The 19,332-nt window shown below is 50.3% G+C and carries 23 protein-coding genes; all 23 read right to left on the bottom strand.

Features of this window, described 5'->3' with window-relative positions; all coding sequences use genetic code 11:
* Positions 1-54: 54 nt before the first annotated feature.
* The 23 genes from HMPREF2871_RS04410 to HMPREF2871_RS04305 all read right to left on the bottom strand — a co-directional run bounded on the left by HMPREF2871_RS04410 (position 55) and on the right by HMPREF2871_RS04305 (position 19,314).
* Positions 55-654: a YmfQ family protein gene (locus tag HMPREF2871_RS04410; protein WP_049343635.1), complete on the bottom strand. Its 600-nt coding sequence runs from the start codon at positions 652-654 to the stop codon at positions 55-57.
* The gene (locus tag HMPREF2871_RS04405; protein ID WP_049343636.1) at positions 642-1,700 is read right to left on the bottom strand and encodes a baseplate J/gp47 family protein; all 1,059 of its coding nucleotides are present in this window, start codon (positions 1,698-1,700) and stop codon (positions 642-644) included. Before HMPREF2871_RS04405 ends, HMPREF2871_RS04410 begins: the two co-directional genes overlap by 13 nt.
* Positions 1,690-2,112, bottom strand: coding sequence for a phage GP46 family protein (locus HMPREF2871_RS04400; protein ID WP_049343637.1), 423 nt, complete (start codon positions 2,110-2,112; stop codon positions 1,690-1,692). The genes HMPREF2871_RS04405 and HMPREF2871_RS04400 overlap by 11 nt, the downstream gene beginning before the upstream one ends.
* Positions 2,113-2,122: 10 nt before the next feature.
* The gene (locus tag HMPREF2871_RS04395; protein WP_049343639.1) at positions 2,123-2,674 is read right to left on the bottom strand and encodes a phage baseplate assembly protein V; all 552 of its coding nucleotides are present in this window, start codon (positions 2,672-2,674) and stop codon (positions 2,123-2,125) included.
* Complete coding sequence (locus HMPREF2871_RS04390) at positions 2,671-3,900, bottom strand: phage baseplate assembly protein (protein WP_049343641.1); 1,230 nt, start codon at positions 3,898-3,900, stop codon at positions 2,671-2,673. Before HMPREF2871_RS04390 ends, HMPREF2871_RS04395 begins: the two co-directional genes overlap by 4 nt.
* A 2-nt stretch (positions 3,901-3,902) precedes the next feature.
* The gene (locus HMPREF2871_RS04385) at positions 3,903-5,204 is read right to left on the bottom strand and encodes a DNA circularization protein (protein WP_049343643.1); all 1,302 of its coding nucleotides are present in this window, start codon (positions 5,202-5,204) and stop codon (positions 3,903-3,905) included.
* Between the two features lie 12 nt (positions 5,205-5,216).
* Positions 5,217-6,923 (bottom strand): tape measure protein, encoded by a 1,707-nt coding sequence (locus HMPREF2871_RS04380; RefSeq protein WP_053088857.1) that lies wholly within the window; start codon positions 6,921-6,923, stop codon positions 5,217-5,219.
* Between the two features lie 54 nt (positions 6,924-6,977).
* Complete coding sequence (locus tag HMPREF2871_RS04375; protein WP_049343646.1) at positions 6,978-7,460, bottom strand: hypothetical protein; 483 nt, start codon at positions 7,458-7,460, stop codon at positions 6,978-6,980.
* A gap of 149 nt (positions 7,461-7,609) precedes the next feature.
* The gene (locus HMPREF2871_RS04370; RefSeq protein WP_049349576.1) at positions 7,610-7,897 is read right to left on the bottom strand and encodes a phage tail assembly protein; all 288 of its coding nucleotides are present in this window, start codon (positions 7,895-7,897) and stop codon (positions 7,610-7,612) included.
* Positions 7,898-7,957: 60 nt separating this feature from the next.
* Positions 7,958-8,326 (bottom strand): phage tail tube protein, encoded by a 369-nt coding sequence (locus HMPREF2871_RS04365; RefSeq protein ID WP_049343649.1) that lies wholly within the window; start codon positions 8,324-8,326, stop codon positions 7,958-7,960.
* A gap of 54 nt (positions 8,327-8,380) precedes the next feature.
* A complete protein-coding gene (locus tag HMPREF2871_RS04360) occupies positions 8,381-9,856 on the bottom strand; it encodes a phage tail sheath subtilisin-like domain-containing protein (RefSeq protein ID WP_049343651.1) in 1,476 nt (491 codons plus the stop codon).
* Positions 9,856-10,032: a DUF2635 domain-containing protein gene (locus HMPREF2871_RS11705; RefSeq protein WP_141751234.1), complete on the bottom strand. Its 177-nt coding sequence runs from the start codon at positions 10,030-10,032 to the stop codon at positions 9,856-9,858. The genes HMPREF2871_RS04360 and HMPREF2871_RS11705 overlap by 1 nt, the downstream gene beginning before the upstream one ends.
* 2 nt (positions 10,033-10,034) lie before the next feature.
* Entirely contained in the window at positions 10,035-10,619 is a 585-nt protein-coding gene (locus HMPREF2871_RS04355) for a hypothetical protein (RefSeq protein ID WP_065424123.1), read from the bottom strand.
* Positions 10,600-10,902 carry a head-tail joining protein gene (locus tag HMPREF2871_RS04350; protein ID WP_049343653.1) on the bottom strand — a complete coding sequence of 101 codons (303 nt, stop codon included), beginning with the start codon at positions 10,900-10,902 and terminating at the stop codon, positions 10,600-10,602. The genes HMPREF2871_RS04355 and HMPREF2871_RS04350 overlap by 20 nt, the downstream gene beginning before the upstream one ends.
* Complete coding sequence (locus tag HMPREF2871_RS04345; RefSeq protein WP_070647852.1) at positions 10,895-11,194, bottom strand: hypothetical protein; 300 nt, start codon at positions 11,192-11,194, stop codon at positions 10,895-10,897. Before HMPREF2871_RS04345 ends, HMPREF2871_RS04350 begins: the two co-directional genes overlap by 8 nt.
* Positions 11,195-11,266: 72 nt before the next feature.
* Positions 11,267-13,153 (bottom strand): phage major capsid protein, encoded by a 1,887-nt coding sequence (locus HMPREF2871_RS04340; RefSeq protein ID WP_049343655.1) that lies wholly within the window; start codon positions 13,151-13,153, stop codon positions 11,267-11,269.
* A complete protein-coding gene (locus tag HMPREF2871_RS04335) occupies positions 13,137-14,687 on the bottom strand; it encodes a phage portal protein (RefSeq protein WP_049343657.1) in 1,551 nt (516 codons plus the stop codon). Before HMPREF2871_RS04335 ends, HMPREF2871_RS04340 begins: the two co-directional genes overlap by 17 nt.
* A 9-nt stretch (positions 14,688-14,696) precedes the next feature.
* A complete protein-coding gene (locus HMPREF2871_RS04330) occupies positions 14,697-14,978 on the bottom strand; it encodes a hypothetical protein (protein WP_049343659.1) in 282 nt (93 codons plus the stop codon).
* A gap of 1 nt (position 14,979) precedes the next feature.
* Positions 14,980-15,183 carry a hypothetical protein gene (locus tag HMPREF2871_RS04325; protein WP_049343661.1) on the bottom strand — a complete coding sequence of 68 codons (204 nt, stop codon included), beginning with the start codon at positions 15,181-15,183 and terminating at the stop codon, positions 14,980-14,982.
* 192 nt (positions 15,184-15,375) lie between these two features.
* Positions 15,376-17,412 (bottom strand): phage terminase large subunit family protein, encoded by a 2,037-nt coding sequence (locus tag HMPREF2871_RS04320; protein ID WP_053088858.1) that lies wholly within the window; start codon positions 17,410-17,412, stop codon positions 15,376-15,378.
* Positions 17,372-17,863 (bottom strand): terminase small subunit, encoded by a 492-nt coding sequence (locus tag HMPREF2871_RS04315; protein ID WP_049343666.1) that lies wholly within the window; start codon positions 17,861-17,863, stop codon positions 17,372-17,374. Before HMPREF2871_RS04315 ends, HMPREF2871_RS04320 begins: the two co-directional genes overlap by 41 nt.
* A 239-nt stretch (positions 17,864-18,102) precedes the next feature.
* Positions 18,103-18,765: a hypothetical protein gene (locus tag HMPREF2871_RS04310; RefSeq protein ID WP_049343667.1), complete on the bottom strand. Its 663-nt coding sequence runs from the start codon at positions 18,763-18,765 to the stop codon at positions 18,103-18,105.
* A 144-nt stretch (positions 18,766-18,909) separates the two neighbouring features.
* Positions 18,910-19,314: a hypothetical protein gene (locus HMPREF2871_RS04305; RefSeq protein WP_049343669.1), complete on the bottom strand. Its 405-nt coding sequence runs from the start codon at positions 19,312-19,314 to the stop codon at positions 18,910-18,912.
* Positions 19,315-19,332 lie beyond the last annotated feature (18 nt).

Raw genomic sequence — 19,332 nt, 5'->3', positions numbered from 1 at the left:
TCCAAAAGCAAAGGCCGTCTGAATTTCAGACGGCCTTTATTGATTAAAAGTAAATTATTCGTAGTGAAAACTAACGTGGGTATGGCTTGGCTTAATGCGGTTTAAAACACACTCAAGCGCATTAATGCCGTAATTACTTAAAAAACTGGTACAGTCATCCGCACAGGTCATCTGCTCAATGGCAGTGTCCGCAGGGATATTGACTATCCAGCAAAAAATACTGCTCTCATCCCACAAATAATCTGCACAGTTATCGTTGCAGGTCATCGGCTCCGGCTCGTCAATCGTCGCGCCGGAATAGCCCATATTTTCGATTACGCTTAAGTAATACGGTATTGACTGACCGCCGGTTGATGTGAGTTTTGCCACCAATGCCCGTTGCCGCTCCGGAATACTGTCCAAAGTCCCAGTGCAAATATCAGGCAAGCCTGCAACCGCCTCCCACTCGTTCAGCATTTCATAAGCGTTTCGTGGATGGGATTCCCCAACCATATCTGACACACGCGCATCAATGCGGGCCAACTCCTGCGCCAACGCATCGACAAACTCCCAAAGCCGCGTTCCTGGCTCAAACTGCCATGCCGCTCCGGTAGGCAACAATGCAATCAGCTGCTGCCGGTATTGATCGGCTGTATATGGATTCAGCTTGGCCATACCACCCCTCCAAACGTCAGGATTTCATTTGGTGCACAGGTCACATCTTTAGCAGGTTCTGACATAACGTGCATAAATTCGTTTGGCGCCAAACTGATTGCCTCAGAAATGCGTGACAAATACAGCGTACCACCCATAGACGATTCACGCAGATGGAATGACTTTAACGCTGCTTCCACCCCTGCCCGATTCTCAGCAGTATCAGGCGCAAGATTGATGCGGTATTGCACCTTCTTTTCCACAGGCGCGATCACTGTTACCCGCGCCGTCACCGGACGCACTTCTTCGATATGTTCCTGCACCCGCGCGATTTCGCGTTCATCTGGGATAATACTTTCATCGTTATCACGCACAACCGCAACCGAAACCGTACCCAAGCCGTTATGCAGCGGCAACACCCAGGCGCGGGTAATACCAGGCACCTCCAGCGCCCAAGTTTCGTAATCATAATCCGCACCACCTTGCGCCGACCCTTGGATACGGCGGATCAGTCGACTACGCAAATCGGCGTCGCTCTCAACATCACTACCGCCGGAAATACCGGATAACCCAACAGGCGCGGAGGACTGTATGCCCAAAACAGGCGATACCATTGTGAACACCATACCGGCTTTTGTATTGCCGATTTCTCCAGCCGTTTCAGCTGCCACTGTTACTGCCCCGCTTGATGCAGACAGCGTTAAATCGGCTGCTGTAACAAAACGGATACCGTCACCACGGGCAAACAATGTACCCGCCGGCAATACCGCGCCGGGCGCACCCGTTACCGTGATTTCACCTTCGGCAAAAGCTGCCGGTTTACGCGGCACTTTCAACCAAATCCGGGCGTGCTCTTCAAGCTGTTCCCCGGTGGCCGTGGACGGCAGCATTTGTTTAATACCCCAATCCAAATGCGCATGCAGCAGATGGGAAGCACCGCCCAAAGCGGCCGCAAACACCCCTGCAACGCTGCCTGCCTGCGGATATTCGTTTTCGCTGGTACGGCTGGTTATATCGGTTTCGACGCGCTCAATAATCTCTTTCAGGTTTGGTCGACTAAACGGCATTTTGTGCGCTCCATAAATAACTGTATCGGTAGATTTGACCTTCCGGGCTGGTTATCGCCACCGCCAAATTCAGACGGCCAACACCTGCCCATGAGCCGCTCACCTCTACTGATTCGGCTATATTTTTATCAATCAGCCACTGCAAAGCTTCACGGGTATATTCTTCAGCCCGCGCAAGCGTTTCAGGTAATTGCTTTTCACGGCTCAATAACCATAATCGGCTGCCAATAATTTGTGGGCGGTAGGTATCGCCCCACCACCCACGCTTATCCCCTGCGCCATCCGGCAATACATCATCAGATCTGGCACGGGCATCGGTACCTAAAGACATCCAAACTGCCGAACGCAACCAGTCGGTATCATTCAACAGCAAATCACTGCCACCGATTTCAGACGGAATTAATCCAAGCATGGTTTGTTTCTCACATGGTTTGCGTAGGCGAATTGGTTTCGGACTGCTCGTCATTTTCGTGGTGAGTATGGCCGTTATAAGTGCTGCGCATACCAGACATAGAGTACCCGCCGCCCATATCTTTTACCTCTTTGGCAAATACCGCCGATTCCGTGCCGATAACATTACCGTTCAACTCAATCAGCGGGGCATTAATCACTGCTTCGCTTTCCGCGTTCACTACAAATTGCGGCGTATTTATTTCGCAGCGGTCATGGTAAAGCACGATCTTATGGCCGCTGCTGTTATACTGCGCCGATTCGCCTTCTTTCAAACCGCTCACCCGAATACCGCGATTTTCAGCACAGATTAAAACCGGATGATCATGATTTCCCGCCACAAACAGCACAATACCCTCTGCTCCTACCACCGGTACGCCGGTAAAGCCAAATTGCTGTAAGCGCTCTACATCGTCATGCATATCGCCGCTAAATGCTTCAATTTGCACTGACTGGGTTTTATGGCCGTCTGAAACCGCCGCAATGATGCAGCGCCCTATCATGGCCTTAAGCTTCTCAATCATTTTTTCCAATTCCCCACGGTATAACTGCCATCGGCATTTTTCTGCAACTCCATCGCTCCACCGCCATCCCAGCCACCGGCCGCACTGTTTTTTCCTGTTCCACGCTTGGCCGCCTTACCACCTTTCGGCTTGGTTTTGGTTTTACTTTCAGCCTTTGCCTTACCCGATGCTTTTGCTTTGACTGCCTTTTCCGGTTTGCCTTCCGCCTTTTTCACGTCCTCCGGGTCCGGCAGGTAGGCATCAGGTCGCTTCAATTCCATCTTAGTAATCTCGCCGCTGTCATCGTAGCTGTATTCAACGGCCGAAATTAGTAAATCGCCTGTAACGCCCAAAATCGCAGCCTCAACCGCCACAAGCAGGTTAATATCCCAAACTTGGCCATTTTGCTGCGTCCAACCAGCCACCGTACAAGACAATGTAGTGCTGCGTGCTTCACGCACCTGCTTTTCCCACTCTGCCTGACGTCTTGCCACGGCAGCGGTAGCCTGCCCGTCTGCCTGCTTCACAAAAGGGCGGTAACGGGTGATACCTGTATCGGCTACCTGCTCTTTAACATGAGCCACCGCCTTGCCGTTATCAGTATCATTGCCGGCACGCTGGCCGGATACGGTGTAGCTGGAAAAGCGGTCGGAAAAATCGAAATCTGCTGTAGCGGACTTAATATTTCCACCATAAACCAGCGGCGTGCCGGCGCGTTCGGTGCCAACATGGGTAAGCACTAATGCACCACGCGCCTGTACCGGCAATACCCCACGCAACTTACACGCCCGTTCAATCGCGGCAAAAGCGGTTTCAGCAGGCTCCAGCTTAAACACCGCCAACGGCGTATCGGCTACCGTTTCCAAAATCACTTCAAGTCCAAACGGCGCAGCAAGAATCTTCACCAAATCCAGCAGCTTGATGTTCCGCCATTGCGCCGGACTATGCACCGCCGCGCAATCGACCAAATCGCCCGTTTTATCGCGGCCGGAAACCGCGATACCGTGAGCGCTGTCCGAAACGTCTATACTCACTTTATCGATGTAGCCGTCAATCACAGTTTGCCCGTTTACCAAAATCTTACACTTTTGATTCGGGCGCAACGGCCATTGCGCCGCATCGCCGCCCACATTCTCGGTACACGTCAAATCAAATGCCCCAGCCACGGTTTCAATGCTGCGCGATACCGATACTCCCGTCCAGCCGCCATAGTTAGCGCCGTTTACCTGCAATACGATTTCAGACATTTTTAATCACTCAATACCCGCAGCGGAGCAACCGGCATAAACCCCGGATGCGCCACTACATTGTGCCGCAGCATTTCGCCAGATCGCGCGGCATCACCATGCACCGAATAAGCCAGCACCAACACAGGCAGGCTTGCTTTCGGGGTGATTTCACGCAATCTTGGCAACTCATTTTGTGCATCAGGTACTGCCTGAACTACCGCACGCCGTACATCCTGCAAGGCAGAATAAACCGCATCAGGGACATCTGGCGCAACCGCATCAATCCATGCCAATAAATCGCGGCGGGTGATAATGGCTTCATCCAAACTTTCAAACAGGCTTTCGCGTTCGTTTTTAGCCGCAATCCGGCTGTTGCTACTGCCGGGCTTGCCGTCTGAAAAATCGCCGCCGACTTGCGGCAATTCAATACGCACGTCATCAGGCATCAATACTGCCGTGGCAACCGCCGCATTTAATGCCGCAATTTCAAATAGTGATGCCACCGCTTCACGGTTTTTAATCCCCTGTTGCAATGGCGCTGCCAACAAATGCGTGTCATTGATGCGCTTTGCGCTGTAATCCGGCTTCTTCTTAAACGCCAATTTCAGCGCCTGGATACCGGCCAACGGGCGGCCAAAACCACCGGAAAGCTGGGTGAAGGCACCCAAGACCTGAAAAGCCAAATCAGCAGGCACATTTGCCAGCTTTTTAACTGACCCAAGCAACCCTGTTACCGACTGCAAAAATTCGGACTGTTTACCCAAATCCAGCAAACTGGATAAATCGGACAGCTTATTGAGCCGCGCGGTTAGATCATTTATCGCCTGTACACTTAGAAAATCCGGTACACCATTCAGACTGAACACTTCACTGAACCAATCGCCTAATGCCGAATCCAGAAAATCGGATTTTTCCAGCAAGCTACCGATTAAATCTTCTGTTTGCGCCGGGTACTGATTCTTACCCGCCACCACAAAAGATAAATCAAACCGCGCCATGCCACCTTCATCGGCGGTTTCAGACAGCGATACCGCCGTACAGACAACATTCTGCGTGCCCAGATACGGATGCACCAACTGTCCTGCGCCCGGCTGGTTACATGCTTCCAGCAGCTTATCGCGGGCAGCCATATAATCCGCACCGATACAAAAGCCGCGCACCGAAAACGTACCCGCCTTTAATCCCAAGTCTTCAACATAAGGATCATCACGCCCCGGATACTCGTGTACCTGCGTTCGACGGCCTTGCTCCGTTTGGTGCGATTCCACCCCAAACGAAGCCCCGCGAAAAGACGCGGGGCGCAATTTGTTTTTCCAAGACATTTCTAAACCCTATCAGCCGAATGCATAACCTTGTTTACTGCTCAAATTCACGCGGTTGCTGGCGGTAGTTTTCATGGTAGTACCGCGCGGCACGTTACTGTGGTTAATGCTCACATCCACACGACCTGCGCCACCGCCACCACGAACAACCGCACCGGGTGCAGGCAACGATGAAGCAGCCCGACCTGCCTCCTGAGAAAGATTCAAGATACTGGCCGCCTTAGCTTTAATTCCGTCAAAAATACCACCGATAAAAGATTGCAAACGCGAAAACGCCGCCTGCACAAACTGCACCGGGTTGAATGACGACAAAATCGACCCAATGGCGCTTATCGCACCGGAAAACACCGCCTTGATGCTTTCCCAGTTGGACACCACCCAGCCGATAATCGGCTGCATTGCCTGAATCATCAAACCCAGCGGGGTAAAATTGAGAAAATACGACTTAAGCAAATCAAAACCAGCCGCAAACAGCGATTTGATACTCTCCCAAACACCGCTTAAAAAATCGGTTACAGCTGCCCATTTTTCCATAATCCAGCCGCTGATCGGTTCCCAGTTCGACCAAATATAACCGGCCAACAAGCCGATGGCGATACCCGCCAAAATAAACGGCGCAAAACCTGCAATAGCAGGAATAAGCGCGGTAGCCAAAGGTGCCAAAGCAACCACCAGCGACCCGATTGCCACCCCGATATTCGCAATGGCCGCCACCAATGGCAGTAAAGCCACTACGCCAAGCGCGGTCAGCGTATTTTCAAATCCCCCGAAAAAGTCGTTAATGGCAACAAATTTATCGTAAATCTTACCGCCAACCTCCCATAGACGCTCAAAACCGGTTACCAGCTTTTGACCTATCGTTTCAGCAAGTTTTTGTAGACTGCCGTCATCGGCCATTTTGTTCACTTTATCCAAAAAACCGCTTAACTTGTCTTTCAGAAAATCAAACACCCCACTTTGTGCAATCAACAGCTTAAATCTAGACCACTGATCGGAAAGATTCGACATCATGCCTTCCCATGTACCGGAAAGCTTATTCATCGCACCACCGTATTTTTCATTCCAAATGGTTTGCAAAGTAGCTTGAATCATCGCACGGTTGTTAGATTCCACTTTCGCCAACTGCTGCTTACCATTTTTGTCGGTGTAGCTGTATTCCGTGAAATTAGTACCTTTGATTTTACTGGCCTTAATACCAAACTCTTTTAGACGTTCATTTTCTCCCGTTACAGCATCAGCAATCGCTTCAACCACTTGCATCACCGGCTTACCCATCGCCGCCGCCGTATCACCAAGAGAATTTAACAACCCATCTTTCAACGGGTCTAAACCATAAGCCTTCAATTTCACGAAAGAATCGGTCACTTCATTCATTTCATATGGTGTGCGGGCGGCGAAGTCTGAAATCCAAGCCATAGATTTCTTAGCCTTTTCTGCACTACCTTCAAGCGTAGTCAAAATAGTTTCGTACCGCTCAAATTCAGACGCAGTATCCATCACACCCTTGGCAAATACACCCGCACCAGCGGCAATCACACCACTTGCAGCCGCATACGCGCCCAGAATCTTACTGGACTGAGAAGTTGCACGGGTAATATGCGCCATTGCCTCACCCACCTTGCCATTATTCAGCCCTGCGAACTTACCCTTAATTTTATCCAGCGCACGACTGGCTTTGTCCAGTACGGTGACTTCAATTTGTGTCTTTGCATTAGCCATGATTTATCCAAACAAAAAGCCGTCTGAATTTCAGACGGCCCTAAGAACTAAACTTTAAAGCGTTTTTGCTTTGATATAAACATAATCAACCGCCGCACCTGACTTAAATACGGTTAGGCTTTGAAAACCAAATTTTCCATTATATTCAATGACCGCATCCGTCATAGAAGTAGATTTTTCATAATCCATACCCAACTGATACGGCACATCCAACTGCTCAAATTTAGGATTCGTGATTGTTATCCAATCAGCAACACCATTAATATAAACCACATCAATAATACTGCCATCTTTTTCATAATGACAGGAAAGACCGTTTTTATTGTTTTCACAATCACCCAAAGCCGCACCAGTAAACAATTCGACCTGCTTTCTTGGCTTCAAAACAATTTCACGGACATCAAACAAAACTTTCTGTTTAGATTCAGCAGCCTGAAGCGGTGCAGATGCTTCCACCGATTTTTCAGTCGGTTCAGCAGGTTGTTCACAGGCAGATAACAACAATAAAGCAGCAAAAATTAAAGCATTCTTTTTCATGATTTCATCCAGTTAATAAACACAGTTATTTTAACCAGATATTTGCTCATTAATCCATACTGCTCTGTCATACCACCACAACAGGCCGTCTAAATCCAAATCCAACGGATTACCGGCGCTACCCTTAAAGGTGTAGCCAATTGTTGCCGCTAGCTCCGGCCAGTCCACTGGCCACTGGCTAAAAAACTTTGCAACTCAATCGACAAATTCAGCACATCAGGCGCAATCATTTGCGAAAGAACAGGCGCAGGGATACCCGTGAGCTTGTAACCCAGCTTAAACGATGCATCAGCATCCACAACCATCTTGCCGGCGGTATCAAATTCAAACTTAATACCCAGCATATCTTTACCGGTGATAGGGCGCAGGGTTAATTCAGTAATTTCGTTTTGACCGTGCATGATCGGCGCTGTTAATTTGATAGTACATTCTTCCATTTATCTACTCTCTATTGATAATTTCAACACACAGCCGCCATAAAGGCGGCTGATTGTGCTTTAAATCTCCTGCGCAGGCAGGCGCGATTCAAAACGCACACCGATGTTGGCTTCTTCGGTGTTGCCCGTACCTTCACCGGCAAACCACGCTTGCGACAAGACCACGGTTTTACCGTTCCCCAGTTCCAAGGTGATGGTTTCACTGTCGATATTGGTTAAATCAGCCAGCTTCAAATCGGCACTGTCGGTAATTTCGCCTTCAATAAAGGCAGTCTGCACAGTTTCTTTATATCCATGCACGCCATCTGCACCAATAATCGCTTCACGCTTTGGGTTGCCTAAGTTATAGGTAAAATTACCCTTGGCATCCAGCTGACGGCCGCCCACTTTAAAGAAAATGGTACCGGCACGGCGGTTTTGTTTTGCCATGTTGTTAATCCTTGTTTAAAGGCCTGTCTAAATTACTTCAGACAGGCCTATGGTTTATGAACTGATAAACTGCACTTTGTTGGCAAATACAATCATTTGATTCACCAAATCCGGCACGAACAAGCTGTCTAAGCGGTTAGGGTTCGCCAAATTGCGTTCGCTGAAGCTGTCAGCGGTGAACTGGTCGATATTTTCCACCAAACCCAATTCCATCCACAACTTCGCACGGCTCACCATTTCTGCCTTGTGCTGCTTTGGCGTCATGATGGGCTGACCGGCACCAAACTTATTGCCATCATCAGCCAGCTTATGGCGCGGATACTTGCTTACAATGTACGCGTTCCAGTCGTAGCGCAGATAAGACAGCGTCCAGACGGTGTTAATCATCAGGTAGCTATCGTCAGTTTGGCCGTATTTACCGGTTTTGTAGGTGCTAATCAACATTTCAATCAGCACGCTACCGCCCGCATTGATGCGGTAGGTAGAAATACCGTTAAACAGTAAAATATTGCGCTCTTGCTCGGTTAAGCGGTCGTTTTCCGCAGGTGGTAAGATACCGACCAGTTCCAGCGTTTGGAACGGTCGCGCCGGGTCATTTTGCGCAGCAAACGCTGCCTGTGCCGCCATAGCCGCCGCCAAGGCAAACGGTTGTGACGGCGTTTTCGGCAAGCCGCCGATACAGGCAAACGGGCTGTTACGGCTGTTGCCCAACGTGGTTAAAGCGCTGAAACCTTTTGCCGACGCAGCAAAAAACATGCCGTCGATAGCACGCATCGCACCCCAACGGCTTTGCATTTCGTCTTCCATTGCCTTCAGCGCCGCAGCATCGGTGTACGGCAGAACAATCGCATCAAACTGCAAATCGCCCATTGCGGCCACAGCAGCCGTTAAATCCGGATTACCGGTGCCACCTGCAAACGGAGTAAATGCCACTTTAATGCCAGCAGGCGTCTTCTCGTCCAGCGGGTAGTAATTAATGCGTAAATCCACATCATTGCCTACCGCGCCTTTGTTTTTCGCTGTCAGCGTAACCACTTCGGCGGCCGCTACCGCACTTACCGTCAAGCCAGTAGCGGCATTGATAGCGGCGGCAGTTTTGGTTGCCTGTACGTCCGCAGTATCATTTACCAACACAGCAACCGGCACACGAACACCGCCGATATACAGGTAAATCGCTCCGGATTCCTGTGCCGCGCCGGTAAAAGTGATTTTAGCCGTAGCGGACACACCCTCACCCGCATCAGCAAGCGGCAGTGCCCAAGTTTCGATATAGTCGCCGTTGTTTTTAAACCATGCGGACGCACCCACACCGATTTGCGAACCAGCCCCAAACAATTCAGCGGCTTGTTCTGCACGCGAAATACGAACCAGCTTGCCCGCTTCAGCCTTTCCGCCTGCCAGCATCTGGCCGATAATCAGGCCGCGAAAGGCTTTCAGGGTTGCGCCACGGTTGGCCAATTCATTGTTAAATTCAGTTTTTGCACCCGGTAAACGCCAAGTGCCAGGGATTTGGTCAAATGCGATTGCCATTATTTAGCACCTTTCTTCGACGTTGTTTGCAACAACTCGACCGCGCCTTCGTTGATGCGGCGCTGCCAGTAATTCGACCACTCCACCGATGCACCTTCTTCGGGCAGCGGTTGCATGGTTGCCGGGTCGGTCACTACATAACCTTCCACCGGCTTGATTTGGATAATATTAGCCATTTTCAGCCTTTCGGGATTAAGTCTTCTGCTTCGATTTCGGGATCTGTACCGTACAACTGCCAGCGGTTTGATGCTATCAGGCCATCGGCAAACGACTGCACAATAACGGCTTGCGGATAATATTCCGCCGCACCGCCGACATACTCGCCGCATTGCTCGTGATACACAGCCTGCCAACCTTGCTGATAATATGCGCAAACATACTCGCCGCTGTCGTCATATTCGATATTAAGATTGTCGGGTAATAAATCATCAGCCAACATATCGCACTGCTCGCCGTTGACATCCAACCGCCGTAGGGTTGGGTTGGCGTAAAACAACCGCTCAACCACAGCCAGCATTTCTTCTGCAAGCGCATCAGCCTGTTCATTAGCCTGCACACAAACCATCGTTACCAAACGTACGGTATGCTTTAATTCAACAGGCGACACGTTAAATACTTCGCTACGCCGCCCATCGATATAAACCACCACACACGGTAACTGCGAATGCGCAGGCGCGGTCACACGGTTGTCATAGACACGCAGAAAACGTTTCTTCAACAATGCCACCGCCGCAGAACGGATTTCAGTAAGCTGGCTTGTCATGCTGTTTTCTCAACTGAATAACCGACATACCAGAACCGTCATAATCAATTTCAGCCACAGAATACGCCACACCGCGTGCGGTGATGGTGGCATCTTTGATATTAGACGGCAGCTTACTGTCGGCAACAATTAACTGTGGGTCGGCATTGCCGATGACCACGCCGAAACCATTATTGGGTAGATATTCGCGGTCAAACACCACCGCTACCGGCACGCCGTCAATCAAAACGGTTTCACCGAAATCTGCGGTATTGGTAAACACCTCGAACGGTTCTTTAAACATTCTCGCCTTCGCCTTCGCGTTGGCCGTCTGTTTCGCCTTCGCGTTGACCGTCTGTTTCGCCTTCGCGTTGACCGTCTGTTTCACTCACTTTGGACGGTACTTTTTTACCACCAGATTTCTTGCCGGCCGCCGGTTTGGATTCACCACCGCCACCGTCTTCTACCAGATCAACCCAGCCGCTTTTAATCAGATGACCTACATCCGCTTCTTCAACGACTGCCACCTCCGACTCATTCAGCAGCATATCGCCCAAGAAAAAAGAACGGCGCGGGATAATTTGTACTTTTGCCATTTCAAACTCCAATGATTTAAACACAAATGCCTGTCTGAAACCTTCCAGACAGGCATTTCTTGATTAAACTACTTAGGCGGTCACAATATCTTTCACTGCCGCAAAAGATTCGGCATTGCGTACAGCAATATCGACATCCTGCAGAACAGTAATCACCACCGCACCTTGCTTACCCTTGGTGTACGGATCAACAATCACATCCAAAACACCCCAATGGGCAATCATCAGGTCAGCCCAATTACCAAAAATCAGAGGGCTGCATTTACCCGCCGCAGAACCCTTAGTCAGGTTGCTCGGCACTTGATTGGATACTGCGCAGCGGTAGCCATTCAACGGAGTATCGCCGTCTTGCCAAATATAACCACTCACGCCTTCGGATTTCAGAGTAGTTTTCAGCGCACCGCGCACCTTGGTGTTGGTCAGGTATGCCAAGTTGCCCAAATCTGCGTTTGCGGCGGCAATGGATGTTTCCAACGCAACGATATGCTGCCAAGTCAACGCGCCACCGTTGGTACCGATGGCTACCGCGCCAATACCGGATGTATTCAGAATGCCTGTAGGTTGATTCGACGTGCCGCTACCGTTGATGGCTGCCAAATCGATACCCAACATCATGGCTTGGAGCAATTCATTACGTGCAAATTGTTCAGCCGACAAAGACGATTGCAGCATGAATTTGCGGCTTAATTCGGTATTGGCAGTAACGGTTTTAGGTTTCAAGCCAATTTGGCCAAATGTGGCATTGCTATCGCTGGCTTGGCCGTTTTCATCCACCCAAGTTACGCTATTACCGGTCAGCTGTTTCGGGATAGTAATATCACCAACCAAACCATCCAATACGGTAGCACCCAGTTGGGCGGTAGCAAGACGGTTGCGCAGCAGATCGATAAACAAGTCATCACGGAAATCAGTGGCAATAGTGTTGCCGCCGTTGGCTGCATTGCCTTTGCTGTATGCACGTGCCATCAGATCGGTAGGCACAAAGAAGCCGGTTGCGCTACGACCATGCTGTTTTTCCAACTCAGCGGATACTTCACGCTCCAAACCTGCTTTTTCCCACTTGCCTGTGGCCGCAGCTTCCATTGCTCGCAGCAACGAAAATTCACGTTTTTCGGTAGCGTTCATACCGATGCTGTCCGATGTTACGGTAGTGGGCGTTTTCATGTTTTCCATGATGACCGCGCGCAAATTCGCTTCATTACCGCCGCTTGCAATCACTTTTTCGGCGGCCTCAATGCCACCATGCGCCGCATATGCACGGCCAATCGCCAGCAATTCACTTACACGGCTGCGTTCGGCTTGCATGCCGCGTTCAGCGGTATCGGTTGGTTCGGCAGGTACAACTGCCGGCTTATTTTGGGTTTTATCCATGTTACGGTTTCCTTTTTCAATAGGTTCAGGATTTTGGGTTTCCGGTTCTACCGGCAATTGTGTTACTTCAGGCGTGTTACTGCGTCCAACACCAACCGTAGTATCGGCAGGCACGGTTACAAAACTGATTTCGTATGGCTCCCAGCTGGTAACAATGTATCGATAATCATCATAATCAGCTTCGGGATTATCTAATGCCATATCATTAACACGGTAGCCAACACTAATATGGCGCAGGATGCCGTCTTGCACGTCCTGCCACTTTTCCGCAGCACGGGCGCTATTACCAAATCGGATTAATGCACGGCCCTTTTTGTCGGAATCAATCCAAGCGCGTTCAATTACGCCGATATGCTTATCCCAAGCATGATTAAACAGCACCGCGCCGCCATCGTTTAAACGGCTCAAATCACACGCGCCGGGCGCGTGGCTTAATACTTCATCGCCGAACCAGCGTTTTACCGGCTCCTCACTCGAAAATGCCACTTCGACCGTACGATTTTCGGTATTCACCGTTTCACGCTCGAATACGGCAAATCGGCTCATGTTTTGCATATCTGCTTTATCTGGTTTATTGTGTTTCGTCATTTGGTGTTCCCTCTACCGCCGCAGCGGAATTGCTTACAGTTGAGATAATGCCTTTTTCGGCCATCAGCACGTTTTCCTGCTCGATTTGAGCCAGCACATCATCAAAATCCAAGCCCATTTCGGCACAAATATCGCGCCGTGATTTAACCGCCAGCGATACAGCTGCTTCGTGAGTTTTAATATCCTTCAACGGGTCAACCCACGACCAGCGGCGACCTTGCCATTGGTAGTTTTTAAACTTATCCAGCTTGGCAGGCGGCAATGCTTTACCGCTAGGCAACTTAATCGCCCCCATAAGCAACGCCGATTCAATCCAACGGTCGAAAACGTCATACAAAAAGCTTTCGGCAAACCAGTTCTGCAACGACATCCACGCGTCACGTTCCTCAAGGGTACCGCTACGGATGCTGGAAAAGTTCACACCCTCCAAATCGTTTGCCAGCGAGTGATACGAAACCCCTAATCCGCTCGCCAAACCGCGTAAGCTTGCTTTAACGAAAGCATCATAATTCGCATGGGGATAATCTGGATTAAAAGGAGTGAAATCGTACCCCTGGGGCAACTCATGAAACGTCCCAGGTTCAACCGTATCGATTAAATCAACACCGCCATGCCCGTTATTCACTTCTTGCCCATCGATTGGCGGCATAAAGCTGTCAGATTCTTCGGTTTGCTTGAAAAAACCCATCTTTGACGCGCCGATACGCGCCGCAATAATCGCCGCTTCCTGATAACCGCCCAAGTTTTGCAGCCCGACAATCGCTGAAGCAACCCACGGGAAGCCGCGCCGCTGTTCTGGTCGGTCGTGCAGGTAAATATGGCTGATCTCATCTGCCGGCACCCGCTCACGCAGATTTGGGCTGGATGAAATCTGACCGCGCTCGCCGGGATGGCTGGTGCGCAACCAATAAGCCACCGGGCGACTGTATTCATTAAGCTCCACACCCATGCGTACCGCGTTAAGATTGTCCATCCGATCACGGCTGAAACCTGTATCCAAACGGTCAATATCGAGAACCTGCAAGGCATAGCCGTAATCGTTACCAAATCCCCAGATGTGACGCACCAGCGCTTCGCCGTCACGCGCTACCGAACGCACTAAAAGTCGCTGTAAATCAGCAAATGACAACAGGCCTGTAACATCGCACACACCACGCCGTGCCCAGCGGTAAAACGCTGCTTCAATCGCACGGTTTGCGATACTGTCGGAGCTGTTGCTGTTGTCCATCGGCACCCTCATCTGCAATGCGAAGCCTTCGCGCCCGATAATATTGCTTTCGACCATTTGCAAGAATTTACGCATATAGTCGTTATCTCGCGCCAAACTACGGGCACGTGCACGCAACCGGTCTAAATCAGATTGCGCCAAGGCATCAGCCGACCAGTTTTGCGGCTGCCACGATTGCAATGCACCCAAACGGCCTGCACCGGCAAAATTGCGGCGATTACCCTGCTGGGACTGCTCCGGCTGTTTGCGCCCGAACATACGCGCAAAAAAACCGCGCTTTTGCACGGTTGGGTTGTTTGTTGGCATGGTGTAATCCTAGAATCGGCAAATAATACGTCCGCTACGCCTGGCTGAAAAACCTAAAGCAGCTTCAAATTTCCGGATTTCGTTTTCCCAATAGCGGATTTGCTTCAGCAAATCTGCCAAATCGACAAACTCCATTTCACGGTCTTTAATTTTGTAGCGCTTGGTCAAGCCACGGCCGGTAGCATGTTCCTTATAGGCGTTTTTAAGCACCTGCAAGATTTCACGGGCATCATCTAATTCTGCTATGAACTGCTGTTCACGCTGATCGGCGGTGATTTGCTGGATAGTCATTTCAGACGGCCTTATCCGTTAAATAAAATAAAGTGATACCGTTTTCTTCACTCGATTTGACCAACCCTTCTTTAATCAGGTTGTCTATATCGTTGCGCGTATTAATCCAATCAGCCCAGCTTCGATCTTCTCGCAGTGCTTTATTAACACTGGTAGATGTGCAGCCGGGATTGGCGCGGATGTAGTCTAAAATTTCGGTTTTCATAGTTTTAAGCGGTTATAAACCACCCTAACCTGTAAGCATAACTTACAGGCCGGGCGGCGGTTGAGAGTAACAGTAGCAGTTGCCTTTGCTAACGACGCGCCACCGCCGGGCTGTTTACAGACTGTACCGGCTACATCTCTCCGGCCTCGGTCCTTCACCGTTGTGCAGTGCCACCGCCAACGTGTCAAGAATTTAAAAGTTAGTAGCAAAATTGCCGCCACGCTTGCGACGGTTCACGGCCGAATAACCGCTGCTGTTTTCGTGGCCGGCTTCAGATCCAACAACCTGATCAGTTTCAGGTTTTGGTTCTGCAAACAGTTCGGATTGCAACAAGGCCGATTCATACAACGCCCACCGCGCGGCAGACATGGTATGCGTACCCAGCGAACGGGCGGCATGAAGTGCGTACACTTCGCAGTCCAACGCTTCGTTTCGCACTCCTACTTTTTTCTGCCACACTTTTTTGTGCTTATTCATCCGGCTCGGCACTTTGATTTCAGACAACAACTGGCTGCAGTAATCGGCGCGGACGCCTGAATAAAAGTGCATACGGCCGGCGCCGCTACCTTCTAAATTAATTCGGGCATGCTCATCAATCAGCAGGTCTTTAGCACGGCTCACCCCAACGCTATACACCTGTACGCCGAATTTGTCGGCCTTGGTGTTTTTGTGTTTCAGATCAATCGCACGGGCGCGGCTGAAAATCTCTTTATCCGGGTTCGAACTACCCTTCACAGCCATTACATTGATATTCTTATAACCGCGGCAGGCGCGGACGAAACCATAAACCGCATCAGACGTATTGCCGTCTGAACTATCAATAGACACCGCGGCAATCTTCATACCGGCACCACTTTCATGCCGGTAGACTGTCTGGAAAATCATTTCCGCCAGCTTGCGCCAAACGTCTGATTTAGGGTCAACGGTATTGCCGTGTATCTCACCCCACCAAACCAACCAGCTTTCCTCACCGCGCCCCCAGGCGCGAATAATAATAGCCAATCGATCGTGCTGTACGTCAACACCCATTGTCAACAACAGGCCACCACGTGGTACGGTATTTTCCGGGTAGTCTTCGGCACGCTCAGCCAGCTCATCCTCTTTAACACCGTCGTTAGTCATTTCAAACGGAATGCCGATTGATGAATTGACAAATGCAATCATTGGCGCGACATCGCCGTTATCCATCTCATACTGCGCGGTGAGCCATTTTTTCATTAATTCGGAAAAGACACTGCCGGGAAACGGACTGTAAAGCTCGTTCAGATAAAAACCAGCGGTGCCATGAAATGGGGCGGTAGCTTGCCACCAGCCGCGCTTCACGTTGCGGTTTTTCTGCATATCGTTCCATACACTGCCACAATGCGGGCAGGTGTAATGTGCAGTTTCAGGCAATTTCTTACCGAAAACGGGATGGTTGCCGTTCGGGTCTTCATCACAGCTTAAGTAGTCAAAACTCAAAGCGTGCGCTTCGCCACATTCATGGCATGGCACCATACCAACGCGTTTATCGGATAGCTCCATTTCAGCCGCTATGGTTGATACGCCTGCAATGGTTGGTGTGCCGCCTAAAATAATTTTCGGACGGCGGTAGGTTTTTGTTCGCTCCTTTGCCAACTTGATACTGTCGCCCTGCCCCCGTAGGTTTAGGTTACAGTCGTCAGGTTCTTCCACACACACAATCGGCACCGGCGACGATTTCACGCTGGCAGGGCTGTTTGAACCCACCAGCTTAAGGAAACCGCCAGGGAATTTCTTAAATAGCTGCCTTTGCCCTTGCACGCGGGCACGGGTATCGACTTTTTCACGCAGGGCAGGTGTAGCCTCTACCATCGGCGTGAACTTCTCGTCCATGTACTCCTTGGCCGCACCCTCTTTCGGGAATAGCACCAGTATTGGGCTAGGGTCGGTGTCGATTGTCTTGCCCAAGAAGTTACCCAATACACCGGAAGTCCATGCGACTTGCGCGGATTTTTGGCAGCAAATCACTTGTACATTTGGATCATCAAGAGCGTCAAGCGGGCTGTTTTCCCACTCAAGATATGGCGTAACGCCCAAAACGTATTTACCGGGTCGGGCTGCTTCAATACTCGACAAGTAGCGGTACTTATTCGCCCAGTCACGTGTTTTTACCTTACGCGGCGGACGCCATTTCTGGCATGCCTGCCGCAACACGCGCAACACGGTATCAGCCATCTGCACTTGCATCGTTGCTGTCGCTGTCTGCATCGTCATCGGCTCCGTAGTTCGCCAGCTTATCAAGCGCTCGGTAAATATGGGCGGCAATGGCATCTGGGTCGATTTCAACGCCAGCCGTCGCGCTCAATTCGGTGGCCAAAATATCAGGCATCGTTAAAAATTCGGTACGGGCAGCAAGTATATGATCCGACCAAGCGCGCTCAAACAACGCGGCCGGAGCAAGTTCGCCCGTTCTCTCTTTAATATCAAGCTCAATCGCATCAGCCTTAAGCCTGTCCAGTCTATCGCGCGGCTTCTCTTTGTTCAGTCGCTCAATTTCACGCTGAACCATCCAGCGGATAACTTCACTGCTTTCGTATTCGTTTGCCTGTCCTCGATTGTCGGCATAGCTGGCAACGGGTAAACCCTCTTTCTGCCAATCCGTCAACGACCGTTCGGACACGCCTAAAATCTCGGACAACTGCCTTTTATTAACCAGCATATCCAAGTCCTAAAAATGCACTTCAGACGGCTTGCCACCAGACCCAATATCAACACATTCAAAAATGACAGGCCGTCTGAAACACACTAAAAAAAACTGGGTGGACAAAGGCCACCCATAAAACTCACATCACACACAAAAATCATCGGAACAAAACCAAGTAAGGAAGCTAACGCCCCCTGTCGCTTCACAAAAAACGCGGCGCGAATCACCCGCGTGTCCAGCGACGGCGGAAGTACCTAACGGGCTGTTGCCACAGCATTTGCCAACTCCCTATCGAAGTGTTGACGATACTTGGACTGAACTGTACGTTCTGCCGTTTCAAAGTATTTAAATCGCTTACCATAGCTGGCACCACTCACATAAATCAGCAAGGGCTTAACCTTGCCGCGCTTACTACGCTGATAAAGTCCAGGCTCAAGCTTGCCATGCTGACGATGTAGCGCAAAGTGCGTACCCGCCGCCACGCCGGCAACCAAGCGCCTGAACGTGCCAAGCGTTATGTTACCGTACTGATCCAGCTTGACCGCAGCCGGAACAATCTTCATTCCGGCAGGCATTAACCCACGGCCAATCAATAACGATTCCACCGCTTTCTGCCTACGGCTTCCGCCTTCGATTTGCGCCGCAAGATATTTAGCAGCACTGCGCCCACGGCCACCGTCTTTAAAATCAACAACAGCGGTTAAATCAGTCTTACGCGCATACTTTCGGACGAAAACCGAATTCACGGTATAAGCTTTCGGTGCAGCAAAGACCGACTTCATTTCCGTTTGTTCGGCGGTCTTAACATCTTTTGCCACAGCGTTTAAAGCTCGACTACACGCAAACGGCAATTGTTTTTTCTGCACATTATCAAACCAGCGCACGGTTTCGCGGGCATCCGCTTTAATCTTTATCATATCCACCCCAAAGAAATGGCCGTCTGAATGGCGGTTCAGACGGCCTATACGGGTAATGACAATAAAAAAACTGTGGTCTCGTTACGCACGAAACCGCAGTTTTCCATAATTTAAACATTTCACTGCACGAAGCGCAAGCAGTTTTTAACAACCGTTTAACAGCCTGCCCGCTTCACTGCTACTCAAAGCCACGCACAGCAAGGCTTTAGCGTCTTTCAAATATTTGTAGAACAAGCGGACGCAGCAGCCGCACTTCTCTGCCATCGCCTTTTCGACGCTGACCTTCTTGTACTCATCGCCGATACCGCCTGAATAGCGCAACAGCAACACCTCCCGATGGAACGCAGGCAATTCCTTCATCACCACCCTGTCCACCGCAGAAAACACCGAATCCGCGTCCACCCCATAAGGCAGCAACGGACGCGTTCCGCCCGTATTCGCATCACCTGCCATTGCACGGTTTGCCGCACTGGTTGCATAACCCAGTCCGTTATCATCCCGAACCGAACGCCAAAAGCCCCAACGGGCAAGCAAATCATCAATAGTCATTTATCAGTCGATTTCTTC

Origin of the sequence: Neisseria sp. HMSC067G12 (assembly GCF_001812725.1) — a bacterium.
GTDB lineage: Bacteria > Pseudomonadota > Gammaproteobacteria > Burkholderiales > Neisseriaceae > Neisseria > Neisseria perflava.
The sequence above is the reverse complement of the archived record's forward strand: the minus strand, read 5'-3'. Positions and strand labels throughout refer to the sequence as shown.